This is a genomic window from Chryseobacterium sp. Leaf394 (genome assembly GCF_001424105.1).
Classification (GTDB): Bacteria; Bacteroidota; Bacteroidia; order Flavobacteriales; family Weeksellaceae; genus Chryseobacterium.
This window is the reverse complement of record NZ_LMQH01000011.1, coordinates 335,767-354,402: the sequence shown is the minus strand read 5'-3', so window position 1 is coordinate 354,402 and position 18,636 is coordinate 335,767. Positions and strand designations below refer to the sequence as shown.

Sequence of the window (18,636 nt, the reverse complement as noted above, 5' to 3'; positions counted from 1 at the left end):
AACTTTGTAAAAAACATGAAAATGGAAAAAGAGCACAATCTCGTTCCCGGAGATTCACTTTGGAAGAGATTTTTGTTTCGGATCATTAACCGTGCTGATACAAGGCTCGGGAAACTTTTTGACATCATTCTCCTCGCTCTGATTCTTGCGAGCACTTTTATCATTATGATGGAAAGTGTTCCGAAGCTCGACAAAAAATTCCACACCACATTCATCATCGCTGAGTGGATTATCTCGATTTTTTTCACAATTGAATACATTCTTCGTATTGCAGTGATAAAAAATAAAAAATGCTATATTTTCAGTTTCTTCGGAATCATTGACTTTCTATCTTTGGTACCTTTCTTTTTAAGCTTCTTCTTTCCAGTCACAAAATACTTCCTGATTTTCCGAATGTTGAGAATGCTTCGTGTTTTCAGGGTTTTTAATCTCTTAGATTTTATGAATGACGGCTCTGTGATTGTGAGAGCTTTAAGAAACAGTTCGCGAAAAATCTATATATTCCTCCTGTTCCTGATTATTTTTTCAGTCATCGTAGGTTCGATGATGTTTATGGTGGAAGGTGGAAGACCAGGTTTTGAAACCATTCCTCAGTCGATCTACTGGGCGGTTGTGACCGTAACAACAGTTGGATACGGTGACGTTTCCCCAATTACTCCGATGGGTAAATTTTTTGCAGTCATTCTGATGCTTGCAGGTTATTCCATTATCGCTGTGCCGACAGGAATCGTTACGGCTGAAATGCGTAATAAAAGACAAAATCTCGAACTCATCTGCGAACGTTGCGGAAACGAAGATATTGATGATGATGCCCGATACTGCAAGCAATGTGGCAAGAAATTAGCATAGAATTAATTATTAAGTAAACTATTCAACAATTAATTCTCAAAATCATGGAACCAAAACAAAAAAACAAACCTAACGCACTTGTTATTAGTCTTGTAGCACTTGTCGCTTTAATGATCGTAATCTATTTTATCTTCGTTCTGTTTTTCCCAACTGTATTTGACAGTATGAATACCGGAGAACTGCAGCCTGTAAAACCGGAATAATTAAAATTTAATAATATCACATATAAAAACAGGTGGCTTTTCTGAAGTCACCTGTCTTTTTTGCTTTAAAAATATTATTTTCTGATTATTTTATGTGTTTGCTGAGACCCGTTTTTAAGTTTTAAATTTAAAAGATAGATGCCTGATGAAAGTTCGCTTACATTTAATTCTGAACTGAACTTTTCAAATCTTTTGATCACTCTTACATTAAAATCTGTAATTACAGCAGATTCAACTTCATCTGAATTTTTAATATTTAAAACATTTACGAAAGGATTGGGATAAACAACAATTTTATCATTTTCCTTAAAATTCTGAGCGGTTGCCAAACTCCCTATCGATTCAACAGTAAAGTCATCAATAAAAAAATCGTAGTCTTCAGGATCTACAACCGTTCCGTCTGAGCCATAAAATGCAAAAACTGTATTTGCAGAATTATATGAGGTAAGATTTAATGAAAACTGATTTGACGTATTTGATGGCGCATTCGCAGCAGTCCAGGTTTGCAGAGCAGTCCAGGTAACTCCGCCATCATTGGATATCGCAAACTGAATAATATCGTCAGATCCCATTGCAGAAGCCGTTGGCTGATTAAAAGACGTAAGACCGTAATTGAATTTCACCCTATAATTACCGGCTGATAAATTGAAAGCCGGAGATTTCAGCCACCCTACCCTGTTTTGATCAAATAAATTTATTCTTGCAGCACCAGTATAATTTACATTTAAGAAACCATCTTCCAGCCAGTAAATATTGTTCCCTGTCGAGCCTGAAGCCAAATTTCCTCCCGACGCCTGCTGCCAGCAATCGCCAGGAAATACTGTAAAGGAATTACTGTAGAATGGAGTAATCGCGGCACACAAACTGGTAAAAGATGACGATGCAGACCATGCGCTTTTGCCCGCAGCATTACAAACTGATCTTACCCAAATATAATATGTTGTTGACGGAGCTAATGCCAATGACGCATTCAGAGAATTTGTACTTCCGGTTGCCAAAGCAGAAGATGCCGGCGTTACAGGATTGGTGGAGAGGTAGTATTCGTAGCCTGATGAAGGCGAACTTAGGGAAGCAACCCAGGACACAACCGCAGAAGAGGCTGTGATACTTGAAAGATTGAGATTTGAAGGAGCTAAACACGTAGGCGCAGCGGCTATCACAACTGTATAGTCGTGAACTTCACCAAAATCACCAATATTACAGGGAGTTGGCATTAAATCATATTGATCTGCAATTCTCATTCTATATGTTCCAGCTGCCACGGTCGCCGGAATATTCAGTATTCCATCTGTAATATCCTGATTGTTTACTGTTGTACTTATACCGGATGCAACTAACTCTGGAGCTGCATCTGTGAAAACTCCATCATTATTGAAATCAATCCAGATTTTCACATTTTGCTCACTGAAACCATGTGTCATACTGAAATTGTAATTTACTCCCGCATTTAGATTAATGATTTGCGTAGTAAAATCACCATAAGCATTAAGAGAACAACCTGTATTGACATGATTAAATGAAACTGAAGGAATAGAAAAGCTATCAATCTGATCACCATCATCACAACCGTCGGAAAACTGTGGTACACAATAGGTCTGCGCACAAAAGCTCAGACTAAAAAACAATAAAAATAAAAATAAATGTTTATTCATTACAAATTCATAAATATAAGTGCAAATTTATAAAAATTTAAAATAAATAAACGATTACGTTAATAAAAATTAAAAAGCCACCAGCAATAAAACCGGTGGCCTGAAATCAAAACTGCAAAAAGCCTTTTATCGCTTAATTGCTTTTATAGTTTGTTTAGAACCATCATTCATATTCAAAATAACTAAATACATTCCTGCATTCAGATCATTTAAATAAAGCGTAGATTCTGCTTTCTGAATTGTTCTTACTGTTTTTCCAGACATATCTGTAATCATTATTGATTTAACATTTTTCACATCTGAAATTGTTAATACATCTGTGAAAGGGTTTGGATATACTTTGGTTAAATTCTTACTGGATTTCACTTCAGAAGTTGCCAGATTTCCATTTAAAATATCAATTGTAAACGGCCCCTCATCTTCATCTGATCCCGAACTGTAATGCCCAACATTCACATAATACGTTTCACCTGCCGTTGTGGAAACTGAAATATTTTCAGCTCCTCCAGAACCATTATCATCAACAGTATCTACACAAACTAAACTTCCGCAACTACCTGAGTAAACACCTATTTCAGGATCAAAATCACTTCCAGCAGGCATAGACACTGTGATATCATAAGTATTTCCATTACCTGTAAAGGTAAACCATGTACCATCATTCATCTCTGAAGGTGAACAAACAGTAATAAAACCTGCATTGTTCGTTGAGCCAGCTGCATCAACCTGATTGTAAGTGAAAGGATATGAAGTAACCGTTACTGCACCACTACACGCATCATTTGCCGGAGGAGGAGGATATGCACCGACACATATATTAAAACTCTGACGGCTGCCCGCATCTGAATAGCTGTAAACTCTGATCCAATACGTATCACCCACCGTAAGACCTGTAATAGTTTCAGAAAGATAATCAACGCAGCTTATATCAGTAAGAGTTCCGCAAGAACCGCTAAAAACCTGAAACATAACATAGTCGTCATCTACAGTTCCTACTGACATCACGTTAGAAAGTGAAATCCTATGCCTTACATCAGTTGCAATGAATTTAAACCAAACATCGTCATCCGGATCTCCATAACATGGATCAGGAACAAGACCTGAATCTGTTGCTCCCAAAGTATATCCCGCTGTAACGGAACCACAGTTTAAATCCGGATTCACAGCAAGAGTTATTGCCGTCGCACAGTCATCATTGGTGGGCGCTGGAGGCACTGTTGAAAATGTAGTTTCCGTACATCCTGAAGATTCCCCAGCTGCCCCTACCGAAACCACCTTAACATAATAGGCAGTGTTCTGAGAAAGTGGCGAAGCAGGCGTAAAACTATTAGTTGATACCGGAATCTGGTTTGCAATATCAGTTCCGTTGGGAGCAGTTCCAACAGACACCTTATAACCGGTTGCACCTACAACATTATTCCAGGTAATAACAGGTGACAGAGGTACGAATGTAGAATTATTACCCGGATAAGTAACAACTGGACACGCCGGAATAGGATTTAAAACCAGTCCTTCAAAAGTTGTAACCGACTTGTAATTCACCAAATTACCAAACACCGGCGGCGAAGCAGGATCAGGATCAACATTATCATCCCTGTAGTAAATAGATGAATTCTGAGCTCCAGCATAAACAAACATAGCCTCTTCATTAGCATTATTATCATAACCTGCGGAATTTTCTTCGGCCGCTACTACCAAATTTGATATATTATCATACGCAAAAGGTGTCGGGAAAACAATGTTAACAACACCATTTACATTAGACACCGTACCAGAAAAAACCTGCACAAGCTGCGTTGATGGAATCCAATCAGAATCTGAAGTAAAAGATGTTTTTGATGTTTGACCTAAATAAACTACCCATTGCGAGGAGCTTGATATAGAATTATTTGGATCAAGATAAAATTTCAGACCGGTTATATTCCCAGCAGCATTAGCATTAATTTCCTGTTTGGTGAAAATTTGCTGCACATAGGAATACCCATAATACGTACTTATCGGGGCCACGCCCACATCTGTACTGCTTCCGCCCAATGTAATCTGAGCAGAAAAGCTCATGCTTAAAATCAAAAAGCATGAAAGTAAAAATTTTTTCATATAAATAATTTTAAATATTTTGTTTAATAAAATTAATAAAAAATAAGTCACATTGTTAAATATTTTTTAATCTTTAATAAAAAAAAGCAGCAACTGAAAAATCAGTTGCTGCCTTGAATATAAATAGATTATTAAGGTCTATTTTTTAATTGCTTTGATTGTCTGTCTTGAACCATCATTCATATTTAAAATCACCAAATACATTCCTGCATTAAGGTCTCTTAAACGAAGTGAAGATTCTGGTTTCACAATTGTTCTCACAATTTTACCAGACATATCTGAAATCATGATAGATTTCACATCTTTGATATCTGAAATGTTTAATATATCAGCGAATGGATTTGGATAAGCTTTTATTTCCGTAGTTTTATTACTAACAATCTCGCTTGTTGCTAAAGAAGAGCAATTTTGGGTTGCTTTAATTGAATACTCACCAATACGCGAAGCGTTATAACCTGTTAGCAACACGTAATATGTTGTTCCTGCTACACCATTAAATGTAAGTTTAGATGAACCATAAAGAGACTCAGCACATGAATCGTCATCATATCCGACACCGCTTGTATTAGAAAAACAAGTTAAAGTACCTGAATTATCTGTATATATTCTTAAGTATGTATCATACTTACTGCCACAAGTTTCAACAGCAACCGCTCCATTTACAGCAGGAGTTACAGTAAACCATACCCCTTTATAGTTTGCAGTAGAACCCGTCTCTCCACAGGTTGAAGCTGGTAAGGTTTCATCAGTTGCAAGGGCATTGTTTCCGTTCAAAGTTGTTCCGGCACATGCATTAAGTGCTATCGCTCCCGCTCGAAGATCATTAACAGGAACCACTGGTGTAGAGATACAAATCTGGAAATTTGAACTTGTTGTTACTGTGTTTGTTGTAGAGTAAATTCTTACATAATACGTATTACCTACGGTAAGTGAATTTAGGAGTACATTGGAATTTCCTTGTCCCCCATCAAAACAACCTACAGAAACAAGACTTCCGGAGGCACCAGAATATACCTGAGTAGTAGTAGCATTATCCGAATAGTCTACATTTACTAAATGAGTGGTCGATGTTGCGGTAAATGAGTACCAAACATCATCATTAATTCCAGTTGCAGAACAGGCAGGAGCTGTTTGTCCAGTACTTTGTGTAGCAGAAGTCGTTGTTCCTGTTACTGATGAAGAACAAATTCCTGTAGCACTCGGCGCAAGGTTTATTGCACTTGCAATATTGTCATTAACAGGCGGTGGCGGTGGCGTTCCTACGCAAACAGTAAAACTTGAAATAGTTGTTGATGAAGAACTATTAGTATAAACTCTTACAAAATAAGTATTACCTACTGTTAATCCTGTTAAATTCTTAGTACTTACATTAGCACATGCACCTCCCATTGCAGATGTAAGCTCGGTTGTTCCATCTGCACCATATATAACCATATTCATATCTGATGATCCTGAAGTATTAGCTAAGCTAACTCTATGAGCAGCGTTGACAGCAATAAACTTGAACCAAACATCATCATTAGCTCCTGCTGCTGTACATGATGGAGCAGGTGTAGATGCTGTTGCAGATTCTGTTGTGCCTGGCGTTACAGTACCACAAGCATAATCTGGGTTAACCGTTAAAGTTAAAGCTCCAGCAATATTGTCGTTAGCTGGCGGTGGCGGCGGCGTTCCTATACAGATATTAAATGTATTTGCATACAAAGCAGTAGCTGTATTTGCAGTAGAATTATAAACTCTCACATAATACAAAGCTCCTGGAGTAAGACCATTTGCTACTGTTGTATTTGTAGTTCCACACTTAATACTGGTTAATGTTCCGCAAACACCACTAAATACCTGAGTATATAAACTTGTAGACGATGATGAACCTACAGAAGTTACATTCGAGAGAAGTACTGTATGATCAGGTCCAACAGCAGTAAAGGTATACCATACATCATCATCAGGAGTTCCTGTACAAGAACCTAAAGCTACTGAAGAGTTTGTTGCTCCAAAAGTAGTTCCTGACGTAGGTGAAGCACATGTAAGTGTTCCATTAACAGCTAAGTTTACAGGAGCAGCACAATCATCATTTGCGGGAGCAGATGGTAAAGTCCCCATACATATATCAAACGTATTTGAATAGATACTTGCTCCTGAATTTGACTCAGAATTATAAACTCGTACGTAGTAAGTCTGACCAGCAACCAAACCACTTAAATAGGTAAAGTTGGTATTAGAGGAAATACATCTTGTGCTTGTTAAAGTTGCACAGTCACCGCTAAATACCTGAGCATATAACGATGTTGAAGACGCTGTTCCAACTGAAACAATATTTTTAAGCTGGATAGTATGAGCCGTTGAAGTTGCAACGAATTTGTACCATACATCATCATCAGCAGTTCCTGAACAAGATCCTAAAGCAACTCCCGAGCTTGTAGCACCTAAAGTAGTTCCGGATGTTACAGTTCCACAATTCATATCCGCATTTATGGTTAAAGTAGCTGCATTTGCGCAGTTATCATTAGCCGGTGGAGAAGGGACTGTAAGCACGCAAATATTAAAACTTTGATTGTATCCACTTCCATAATACGAATAAACTCTAATATAATACATTATTCCCGGCGTTAATCCAGAAACCAAATTAGAGTCAGGATCTGAGCATAGCAAACTTGTTTGAGAGCCACATGCCCCACTTAAAACCTGAAAATACATATCTGTACTGCTAGTCGTTCCAGTAGAAACAGTATTAGTAAGAGATATAATATGCGAAGATGCTGTTGCAGTAAAAGAGTACCAAACATCATCATCAGGAGTACCACTACAAGCACCAGCAGCCATAGATTGAGATGCTCCTAGAGTGTTTCCAGCTGTTGTACTTGTACAAGTGAAGCCAGGATTTACTGTTAGCAGTACAGCACCTGAACAATTATCATTATTTGGAGCTCCTACAGACGCAGTCGTAAACGACCTCACCGTACAGCCGGTTGAAGAAACTGACGGATTATATGATGTAATCGTATAATAATAAATTGTACTCACATTCAAAGCAGGCCCACTATAGGTATACTCAGTTACATTACCTAAATCAACATTGCTCAAAACATCAGTCCCGCCAGAAGTAGTACCTAAAGAAATTCTATATCCAGACGCCCCAGCGACCGCCGACCAAGAAAAAGTAGGTAAGGTAGACACCGCTGTCGCAGTAGAAGAGGGTAAGCTGACAGAAGGACAAGGGATATTTAGAGTAGTGAAGGCAGTCTCTGTACAGCCAGAAGCAGAACCAATATTATTTTGCGGAGTAACTTTCAAATAATATTGAGTTTGATATGACAGTGGAGAAGATGCAGAAACAGGATATGATGTAACATTACCAACATTTAAATTACTGATAATATCAGATGCTCCAGGGCTGGTACCTAAACTTAAGACATAACTATTTGCACCTCCGGCTGCTGCCCATGTAAAAGTAGGCGTCAATGAGACTCCGGTAGCATTAGCTACAGGTGCTGAAACAGTGGTACAAGAAGGAGCTGCTGTAATAGGTTGAGATAACTGAACATCATCAAATCCTACAAAAAAGTCACCAGGTGAAGTACGAGCGGCTTTTAGACGAAATCTAAAATTAGAACCAGCAGGAATTGTCCCAGCAGGAATTGTCCCAGATACAGTAGTGCATGGAATCGCTGATGTTCCACTAATAGTTACTGCCGGCATTATTGTAACCCAAGTCGTACCTCCATTGACAGAATAATCAGCCGACACATTTCCACTGATTGATGTACTTGCATCAAAAGGTTTAGATAAATACTTAAAAGAATAAGTTAATTCTCCATTACTAGGCGTTGATGAGGAATAAGTAACATTCCATGTTGTCGCCGACGACCATAGGTTGTAGTTGAGAGATTTCGCTCCGGCACAAACAGCTCCTGCGTTCGTACCAAAAGTCTGGTAGGCTGAGGAACTTGAAGACCAGCCAGAAGGAAGCGAAGTTCCTTCAAAACTTTCATTTACAACAATCTGTGCTGAAATCACTCCCCAGAGCAATATGAGACACGTTGATAAAATTTTTTTCATACTTTAATTATTTAAAAAACATTCTGTAAATCTAATTTTTTTTTATTAATATCTGTTAAATTATTTTAATTATTTAACTATTTAACATAATATAAAGGTTATTTTTATCTATACTCAAACAAACATTTAATTTAACAAATTGTTAATTTTTAATTTACCTTCTCTAACATCTTGTTTATTAGTCTATTAAATCATTATACTAATTAACCATTCCATTAAACAAATTCCGATCAGGAATAAAATTATTTTCCAAAAAAAATTATAAGATAATGGTAACCAAACATTAAAAAATAAAAAAAAGTGACCAAAAGCCACTTTATAATCATCATATTCCTCCCAATTAATTAAGATAAAATTCGTATTTATTCATAAGCTGAATATTTTTTATTAAATCACCGTTTAAATTGACCTGATGTCTTGCCGACTGCACTTCAATATGCTGCACCTGAAGATCATCATCCACATCCTTGATATAAAACTTTAATTTTTGACTTCCTGGATTACGTTCAAGAATATTTCTGAAAAAACTTAAATCCTCAGGCCGGAAATCCATCACATCCATGACCAAAGAAATGCTCTTTGCAAACTTTTCAAATGCTTCCTGCAGTTCAATTACATCATTTACATTTACAAATACTCTTCCGTCTTTTACCTGGGCAAATTTTATTTTTAAAATCACAAAACGCTGAACTTCGAGCTTTTCTTTCAGTTTCATATAATCCCGGTCGCCTAATCGGAACGAGTAAGATCCTGAATAATCTTCCAAAGTAAGGAAGGCTACTTTTTCACCACTTCGGAAACCATCTTTTACAACATACTCCGTTATCAGACCGGCAACCGTGTACTCTTTTCCTCCACCACCGTTTTCCCGTTCTTTCTGAATGGTTTTCCAGTCTTTTTTCTTCTCTTCAAACAGTTCTTCCTGTTTATTGGCAAAAGCGATCTCTTTGTAAGCATCTACCTCATCCAGATTTAAAAATCCAAAAACTCCTTTTGGCTCTGCTTTTTTTGTTACTTCCTCAATGATTTCTTCCTCTTCACCGGCTACAATATCGTCAGAAACAATTTCAATTAAATCTGCCACCTCATCCACGGAATCTTTTTCAAGAATAGGAACTTCATCAGTAACTACTTTTGCTTCTTCGTCTTTTTCCAGGACAGCTTTTTTAGATAAACTTCCCTGCATAAACTGATACTGAAATTTAAACTCATCCAGCGGATGCGCAGAAAGATAGAAGCCAATGGTTTCTTTTTCCTTGTTCAGTTTATGCATATTCGGCCATTCCGGACATGGCGCCAGCTTGGGCTGTTCAATCTGAACTTCCTCAGCAAAATCTGCAAAAAGAGAGTTTTCCATCTCGTTTTTGCTTTCCTGAAAGCTTTGTCCATATCTTATTAATCTTTCAAGATTCGTTCTTCCGGCCATATCAATGTCAAAATACTGACCTCTGTGGAAAGAATCCAGTTCATCAAAAGCTCCTGCCACAACCAAACTTTCTGCAACTCTTTTATTCATCTGAGAAGGCAGAATTCTTTCGAAGAAATCGTAAATATTTTTAAATCTTCCATTGGCTCTTTCCTTCGTAATTCCTTCACTTGGCCCCTCGCCTATTCCTTTAATAGCTCCAAGACCAAAACGGATCTGACCTTTTTCGTTTACTGAAAATTTGTAATGAGATTCGTTGACATCAGGCCCCAAAACATCAACACCCATACTTTTACAGTCTTCCATGAACATCGTGATCGATTCTGTATTGTTGATGTTATTGCTCATCACACTTGCCATATATTCGGCGGGATAATTCGCTTTCAAATACGCTGTCTGATACGCAATAAACGCATAACAGGTGGAGTGAGATTTGTTGAAAGCATATTCAGCAAATGCTTTCCAGTCGTTCCAGATTTTTTCCAGCGGACCTTCATCAAGATTGTTTTTCCGTCCGCCTTCGATGAACTTCGGGTACATTTTATTCAGAACTTCAATCTGCTTCTTACCCATCGCTTTTCTCAAAGTATCGGCTTCACCTTTTGTGAAATTGGCTAATTTTTGAGATAAAAGCATTACCTGCTCCTGATAAACGGTAATTCCGTAGGTTTCCTTTAAATATTCTTCGGTTTCTGGTAAATCGTAAACAATTTCTTCGATTCCGTGTTTTCTGTTGATAAAGTTTGGAATATATTTAATCGGTCCCGGTCTGTACAGGGCGTTCATGGCAATCAAATCGGCAAAAACCGTAGGCTTCAGTTCACGCATGTACTTCTGCATTCCCGGACTTTCATACTGGAAAATCCCAACCGTGCGTCCTTCTTTAAATAACTGATAAGTTTTAGCATCTTCGAGTGGAATTAAATCCGGATCAATATCAATTCCATGTCTCGCTTTAACTATTTTTAAAGCATCTTTTATGATTGTTAAAGTTCTCAAACCTAAAAAGTCCATTTTCAGAAGACCTGCACTTTCCGCCACCGAGTTATCGAACTGCGACACCAAAATATCAGCATCTTTTGCAGCAATCGTCACCGGAATAATGTTACTCACATCTTCAGGCGTAATAATTACACCACAGGCGTGAATTCCGGTATTCCTGATACAGCCTTCCATCTTTTTAGCACTCGCCAAAACATCGTGGCGTGCATCATCCGGTGTATTCAGAACATATTTCATCTCGTCGACGAGCTGCTGATCTTCAGGCTTCAGTTTATCATATTTCGATAGAGCTTTAGCAATATTCATTCCCGGACTTGGAGGAATTAATTTCGCAATATTGTTGGTATCCGGAATCGGTAAATCTAAAACCCTTCCGGCATCTTTAATAGCCGATTTTCCACCCAAAACAGAGTACGTGATAATCTGCGCTACCTGATTTTTACCGTACTTTTCAACTACCCATTTAATGATTTTATCACGGCCTTCATCATCAAAATCGATATCAATATCAGGCATGGAAACCCTTTCAGGATTCAGGAATCTCTCGAAAAGTAAGTCGTATTTGATTGGGTCAACGTTGGTAATTCCAGTACAGTAGGCAACAGCAGAACCTGCCGCAGAACCACGGCCCGGACCAACCCAAACGCCCATTTTTCGGGCTTCGTTACAGAAATCCTGCACAATCAGGAAGTAGCCGGGATAACCGGTGTTGGCAACGACTTCAAGTTCGAAGTCCAGGCGTTCTTTGATTTCAGGAGTAATTCCCGTTTCAACATATCTTTTTTTGGCTCCTTCATACGTTAAGTGAGTGAGATAAGCCATTTCACCGCGTTTTCCGCCATCAATTTCGTCCTCAGCGTGAATAAACTGTTCCGGAATATCAAATTTTGGAAGAAGAACATCTCTTTTTAAGGTATAAGGACTGAATTTTCCTGTAAACTCTTCGTAAGCATCAAACGCATCAGGATAGTTCAGAAAAGCTTCCTTGATTTCGTGGGCATTTTTAATATAATATTCTCCCGCAGCCAATCCTCTCCGTTTCCCAAAACCTTTTCCGACTGGCGTTGTAAGTTTTTCACCGTCTTTAATACAGCTTACAATATCCTGAATATTGGAGTCGTCTTTATTGGTGTAGTAGGTTTGATTTTGTGCCAAGATCTTCACGTCATATTTATCTGCGAAATGCAGTAAAACATCATTCAAGTGCTCTTCTTCAGGCAGTTTATGATTCTGAATCTGAACATAAAAATCATCTTCGAAAGTTTCTTTCCACCATCTGAAAAGCTCCTCCCCTTTCTGTTCTCCCGTATTTAAAATTGCATCGGGAATATCTCCGTTGATCCCGGAAGTCAGAGCGATTAATCCTTCTTTATATTCAGCAATCACTTCACGGCTGATCCTTGGAACACCGAAATAAAATCCTTTGAGGAAACCAATACTGGAAAGTTTAGCTAAATTTTTATACCCATTAAAATCTTTTGCCAGCAAAACCACCTGCGTTCTTCTGTCGGGATCATCTTTGGTAAACTGCTTCTGTTCGTATCGGTCTGAAATATAAAATTCACATCCCACAACTGGAATTAAAGGTTCTGAAACCGGTTCCGTTTCATTAAACTCCGTCCCATTTTCTTCTGCTTCCTGTTTTTTGGCTAAAAACTCTTTATGTTTTTTTGAACGGTCCGAATTGGCAGATTCAACAGCGGAAACAAATTTAAAAGCGCCCATCATATTCCCCAAATCGACTATACCGACCGCAGGAAAATTTTCGTCTGTTGCTTTTTTAATTAAATCATTAATGCTGGAAGTCGCCGTAAGTGTTGAGAAAACACTTTTGTTATCGAAATTAAAATATCTTCCTAATTCAATGTCATCAATACTTCCGACATCAGACTGCTTTTTCTTGTTGTTGAAATCTGCAACCTGCCTTCTGATAATGATTCCAAAAGGTTTGATCGGATTCGGATGTAAAGTTTTAAAATACGCTAACTGATCTTCCGAAGTTTTTAATACCTCAGCCGGAATAATTCCGATACGCATCATTTCGAAAAAAACCTGAGCCGTGGCATTCACGTCGGCTGCAGCGTTGTGGGCTTCATCAAATTTATGACCGTATAATTTTTCATATAACTCTTCCAGTTTCGGAGACTTATATCTTCCACCTTTGCCACCGCCAAGCTGACAATAATCTGTTCCCAGAATCATCGTATCTGCTTTTGGCTTTACCTGAAGATTATCCTGAATATTTTTTCTGAAAAATTCTGCGCCTACAATGTTGTAATCAAACTCCACATTGTGCCCGGATACAACCCGTACTCTTGCTAAAACTTTAGAAAATTCCTCTAATATTTCCTGCAAATCACGACCTTCTTCATTGGCAATCTTCGTTGTAATTCCGTGAATTCTTGCAGCATTAAATGGGATATCGTAACCTTCCGGTTTAATTATATAATCCTGGTTTTCAATTAACTGCCCGTTATCATCATGCAACTGCCATGCAATCTGAACCATTCTTGGCCAGTTATCTGAATCTGAAAGCGGTGCGTTGAAATTTTTTGGTAAACCTGTGGTTTCTGTGTCAAAAACTAAATACATAAATTCTGTCTGACTTTTATTTAAAAAAGAATGTAAAGTTAGTGTAAATTTTGGTCTTTTTCACAATTTCGGGTTTGGGAATCTTCGGTGATTTACTAACATTGAGAGCTAAGAATTGTTATTTTTAAATATTAAAAAAATTATCTTTTATAATTTTATTTGCTTCGAAAACATTTAGAAAATATAAGAATGTATTTTTTAGACAACCAACCATAATTGCTGCTAAAATCGTAGGTAGATAAAATTTGACTGCAATTTTTGAGCTTTGTCAATTTTTTTGTGAAAACTTTTATTAACATTTTTTAAAGTATTAGAACCTGTCTAAAAATGATTAAAAAACAAATTTTCAAGGCATTTTTCTTTTCCCCAACCCTAAGGGTGGAAAAATGCCTTAAAAATTTCATCAAAATTAACTCCCTTTAGGATCTGGGAAATTAATTTTGATGAAATTTAAACAGGCTCTAACACAATCAACCTATCAATTGTTAGGCAATAATTTTCAAAAATCTAAAATATGTTTATCTTTGTCTTCTATGGAAAATACACTTCACGAAAAAGTTTCACAGGATATTTTACTTAAAGCTTACAACCACATGATGCTTGCCAAAGCAATGGCAGATATCTATGAGGAAAACAGAAATGTTTGCAAATATGTACACAGTACTTCGAGAGGTCATGAAGCCATTCAGTTGGCGACGGCTTATCAGTTGAAAAAAGAAGACTGGGTTTCTCCATACTACAGAGACGAAAGTATTTTGTTGGGAATTGGTTTTGAGCCTTATCAGTTGATGCTTCAATTGTTGGCAAAAGCCGAAGACCCTTTTTCGGGTGGAAGATCGTATTATTCCCATCCTTCGAGCAGAAACGAAAATATGCCGAAGATGATTCACCAGAGTTCAGCAACCGGAATGCAGACCATTCCTACAACAGGAGTTGCGCAGGGAATCAAATATATTGAGGATTTTAAACTGGAGGAATTTGAAAATAATCCTGTCGTTGTCTGCAGTTTGGGAGACAATTCTGTGACGGAAGGAGAAGTGAGTGAAGCACTTCAGTTTGCAGCGTTACACCAATTGCCAATTATTTTCCTGGTTCAGGATAATGAATGGGGAATTTCTGTGACCAAAGAAGAAGCGAGAACTGTAGATGCCTATGATTTTGTGGCAGGTTTTGAAGGTTTGGGAAGAATGAGAGTTGACGGAACCGATTTTACTCAAAGTTTTGAAGTAATGAAAAAAGCGGTCGACTTTGTAAGAACTGAGAGAAAGCCTTTGGTAGTTTGTGCAAAAACCGTTTTAATTGGTCACCATACTTCCGGAGTTCGAAGAGAATTCTACAGAGACGAGGAAGATTTGACCAAACACAGAGCAAAAGATCCGGGAGAAATTCTGAGAAATCAGTTACTGGAATCTGGTACAGACGAAGAATTATTAAAGCAGATTACCAAAAAAGCAAGACTGGAAGCTGAGGAAGCCTTCGAAAGAGCTCAAAAAGCCGAAGATCCAAAGCCTGAAACCGTAATGCAGCATATTTTCGCACCGACTCCGATTATGGAAGAAGTGGGAACCCGCGAACCGGAAGGAGGCGAGAAAATCGTAATGGTGGACGCAGCCATTCATGCCATTCAGGAGATTATGTGGAAACATCCCGAAGCACTACTGTACGGACAGGATGTTGGCGAAAGAATTGGCGGTGTTTTCCGTGAGACAGTGACTTTAGGGAAGAAATTTGGAAGCAAAAGAGTTTTCAATACAGCAATTCAGGAAGCATATATCATCGGTTCTACGACGGGAATGAGTGCAGTTGGTTTAAAGCCAATTGTTGAAGTTCAGTTTGCCGATTATATTTATCCGGGGATCAATCAGTTGATTACTGAGATTTCAAAATCAAATTATTTAAGCAACGGGAAATTTCCTGTCAGCAATATTATCAGAGTTCCGATTGGAGCTTATGGCGGTGGCGGACCTTACCACAGCGGAAGTGTTGAAAGTATTTTAGCCAATATTAAAGGAATAAAAATCGCTTATCCAAGCAACGCAGCCGATTTTAAAGGTTTACTGAAAGCAGCTTATTACGATCCAAATCCAGTTGTGATGCTGGAGCATAAAGGTCTTTACTGGAGCAAAGTTCCCGGAACTGAAGATGCAAAAACCATCGAGCCGGCTGAAGATTATATTTTACCTTTCGGAAAAGGAAAAATCGTAATTGAAGCTGACGAAAATGAAATAAAAAAAGGAAACACGGTTGTCGTAATCACTTACGGAATGGGAGTTTACTGGGCAAAAGAAGCCGTGAAAAACTTCGGTGGAAAAGTGGAAGTAATCGATTTGAGAACCATCATTCCTCTGGATGAAGAACTGATTTTTGAAAGAGTAAAAGCACATGGAAAATGTATTGTTTTAACTGAAGAACAACTCAATAATTCATTTGCTGAAGCCTTCGCACACCGTATTTCTAAGAACTGTTTCAAATATCTTGACGCTCCGGTTGAAACGATGGGATCGCTGGATACTCCGGCAGTTCCGATTAATTTAATTTTAGAAAAAGAAATGCTTCCCAATGCTGAAAAGCTTACCAAGAAAATCGACGAAATGTTGAAATATTAAAAATTAAAACCTCTGAATTATTTTTAGAGGTTTTTTTGTACGGTTTTTGTTAACTTGGCTGTACAAACTACGATATACAAATGATCACGACAAAATACGTCAACTACAAAAAGGTTCTCAACCTATCAGGATTTCATTTAATCATCATTTCCTGCTGGTGTACATTAATCGCTATACTTTTTCACGTGTATCATTGGGACTGGATGATTATTCCATGGGTTCCTGTGGCATTAATTGGTACAGCAGAGGCTTTTCTGGTTGGTTTTAAAAACAATCAGGCTTACGACAGACTTTGGGAAGCGAGAAAAATATGGGGAGGTATCGTCAATACAAGCAGATCTTTTGCCGCGATGGTCTACGCTTTTGATACCAATAATGAAGAGGTAGGAAAATTTGATCTGGAAGAACGCAGAAAAAAAATTGTGTACCGTCATATTGCTTGGCTGTATGCTTTCCGTGAACAAAGTCTTATCCCTGCAGAATGGGAACACATCAAAGACGAAGAAGACAAGATCAAAAATACGGATCTGAAGAGAAACAGATTGATCAGGGCAGGATTTTCAGATTATGGCAGAACACCGATTTTTCTAAACAAATATTTGTCTGAAGAAGAATGTGAACTGCAGTCTCACTACAAAAATTTTGCTACTTATCTTGTCTCTCAACAGGGAAAAGATATTAATGAACTTAAAAACATGAATGCAATTTCAGACTTCAATCAGATGCAGTTGCAGGATTGTCTCACTGAGTTTTACACGTTGCAGGGACAGGCGGAAAGAATCAAAAAATTCCCGCTTCCAAGGCAGTTTGCCAGCACCGCATTTATCTTCAACATCATTTTTATCATGCTTCTTCCTTTGGGATTGGTAAGTGAATTTTCAAAATTGGGAGACTGGGGAATCTGGGCTTCCATCCCATTTTGTATCACAATCGGATGGATTTATATTATTATGGAGCTCGTAGGAGACTATTCTGAAAACCCGTTTGAAGGACTGATGTTTGATATTCCGATGCTTTCTATTTGCAGAACTATTGAGATTGACCTTCTTCAAATGACAGGCGAAACTGAACTTCCGGATCCGATTACATCTAAAAATGGAATTCTCGTTTAATTTTTATGGAAATGCTTCGGGAAAGCGTCTTCAGGTTTCTTCTTTAAAATATTAAGTAAAATCCATGATTTTAAAAATCCGTAACCGTACGAGAACATCTGTATGTAGGTAGAAATAACCGCCATTCCGGCGATAGCAATATTTTTTGTGACAATCAGTGCATGAATTAAAACCATAAAAGTATAGATGCCATAGAAAGCAAGAATAATCCCTCTGCCCAAAACAAAATTTTCTACAACACCTAAAATATATCCCAAAAAGAACAGCGTCGGAAATGCAAACGATATTTTCACATATTTTGGATGTCTCTGATTCAGAATTGGTCTCGCACAACCAAACTGATACACCTGTTTTGAGAATTTACCAAAGTCAACTCTCCTTTTATGATAAACAGCAATATTATCAAAAAAAGCAGTGGTAAAACCGTTTTCCCAAAGTGTCATCGACAAGTCCGGATCTTCACCGATTCTCATTTCAGAAAAACCGCCCACTTTTACGAAAACTTCTTTCTTCACACCCATATTAAAGCTTCTGGGTTGAAACTTTGAAACCGCTTTTTTATTCCCTCTGATTCCGCCAGTCGTAAAAATGGAAGTCATAGAATAAGAAATGGCCTTCTGCATAAGGTTGAAACCTTTATGCGCTTTGTCTGCACCACCAAAAGCATCACACGGAATTTCTGCAATACTTTTTTTAATACTTTCAATGTAATCTGATTCTACAATCACATCACTGTCTACAAAAACCAACCATTCGTTAGAAGCTCTTTTTGAGCCGTAATTTCTCGACAGCCCAGGTCCCGAATTGTCCTTTCTAAAATATTTCACCGTTAAAATATCTTCAAACTGATGAACTGTCGGTTTCAGATCAATCAAAGAACCGTCGTCTACGATAATGACTTCAAAATCTTTATCAGTCTGTGCATTTAAAGAATTGAGAAGCTCGAAAAGCTCGTCTTTTCGGTTAAAAATGGCGACAATAATGGAAAGTGTGGGTTTTTGACTGAACATTTTTCAAAATTAAAGATTTGAAAAGAAA

At 37.8% G+C, this 18,636-nt stretch carries 10 protein-coding genes; 5 read left to right on the top strand and 5 right to left on the bottom strand.

All coding sequences use genetic code 11. The features are described 5' to 3' along the window. Positions 1–21: 21 nt before the first annotated feature. Both ASG21_RS06245 and ASG21_RS20185 read left to right on the top strand, forming a co-directional pair. The gene (locus ASG21_RS06245; protein ID WP_056082192.1) at positions 22–849 is read left to right on the top strand and encodes an ion transporter; all 828 of its coding nucleotides are present in this window, start codon (positions 22–24) and stop codon (positions 847–849) included. A 44-nt stretch (positions 850–893) separates the two neighbouring features. Then, positions 894–1,052 carry a hypothetical protein gene (locus ASG21_RS20185; protein WP_157844513.1) on the top strand — a complete coding sequence of 53 codons (159 nt, stop codon included), beginning with the start codon at positions 894–896 and terminating at the stop codon, positions 1,050–1,052. Between the two features lie 74 nt (positions 1,053–1,126). On the opposite strand, the gene ASG21_RS06240 is transcribed toward ASG21_RS20185, so the two are convergent. The 3 genes from ASG21_RS06240 to ASG21_RS20180 form a co-directional block, all read right to left on the bottom strand. Continuing rightward, on the bottom strand, positions 1,127–2,704 hold the full coding sequence (locus tag ASG21_RS06240; protein ID WP_056077133.1) for a GEVED domain-containing protein: 1,578 nt from the start codon (positions 2,702–2,704) through the stop codon (positions 1,127–1,129). 126 nt (positions 2,705–2,830) lie between these two features. Next, complete coding sequence (locus ASG21_RS06235) at positions 2,831–4,801, bottom strand: T9SS type A sorting domain-containing protein (RefSeq protein WP_056077132.1); 1,971 nt, start codon at positions 4,799–4,801, stop codon at positions 2,831–2,833. A 138-nt stretch (positions 4,802–4,939) separates the two neighbouring features. Beyond that, a complete protein-coding gene (locus tag ASG21_RS20180) occupies positions 4,940–7,336 on the bottom strand; it encodes a T9SS type A sorting domain-containing protein (RefSeq protein WP_157844512.1) in 2,397 nt (798 codons plus the stop codon). 307 nt (positions 7,337–7,643) lie between these two features. Between ASG21_RS20180 and ASG21_RS20175 the strand changes: the two genes are divergently transcribed. Then, positions 7,644–7,808: a hypothetical protein gene (locus ASG21_RS20175; protein WP_185113712.1), complete on the top strand. Its 165-nt coding sequence runs from the start codon at positions 7,644–7,646 to the stop codon at positions 7,806–7,808. Between the two features lie 1,392 nt (positions 7,809–9,200). Here ASG21_RS20175 and dnaE read toward each other — a convergent pair. Then, positions 9,201–13,880 (bottom strand): DNA polymerase III subunit alpha, encoded by a 4,680-nt coding sequence (dnaE, locus tag ASG21_RS06225; protein ID WP_056077128.1) that lies wholly within the window; start codon positions 13,878–13,880, stop codon positions 9,201–9,203. A 533-nt stretch (positions 13,881–14,413) separates the two neighbouring features. On the opposite strand from dnaE, the gene ASG21_RS06220 reads away from it, so the two are divergent. Beyond that, positions 14,414–16,486, top strand: coding sequence for an alpha-ketoacid dehydrogenase subunit alpha/beta (locus tag ASG21_RS06220; protein ID WP_056077125.1), 2,073 nt, complete (start codon positions 14,414–14,416; stop codon positions 16,484–16,486). A gap of 80 nt (positions 16,487–16,566) precedes the next feature. After that, positions 16,567–17,598: a bestrophin family ion channel gene (locus ASG21_RS06215; RefSeq protein ID WP_056077123.1), complete on the top strand. Its 1,032-nt coding sequence runs from the start codon at positions 16,567–16,569 to the stop codon at positions 17,596–17,598. Here ASG21_RS06215 and ASG21_RS06210 read toward each other — a convergent pair. Continuing rightward, positions 17,595–18,608 (bottom strand): glycosyltransferase, encoded by a 1,014-nt coding sequence (locus ASG21_RS06210; protein ID WP_056077122.1) that lies wholly within the window; start codon positions 18,606–18,608, stop codon positions 17,595–17,597. The genes ASG21_RS06215 and ASG21_RS06210 overlap by 4 nt on opposite strands. Positions 18,609–18,636: the final 28 nt, after the last annotated feature.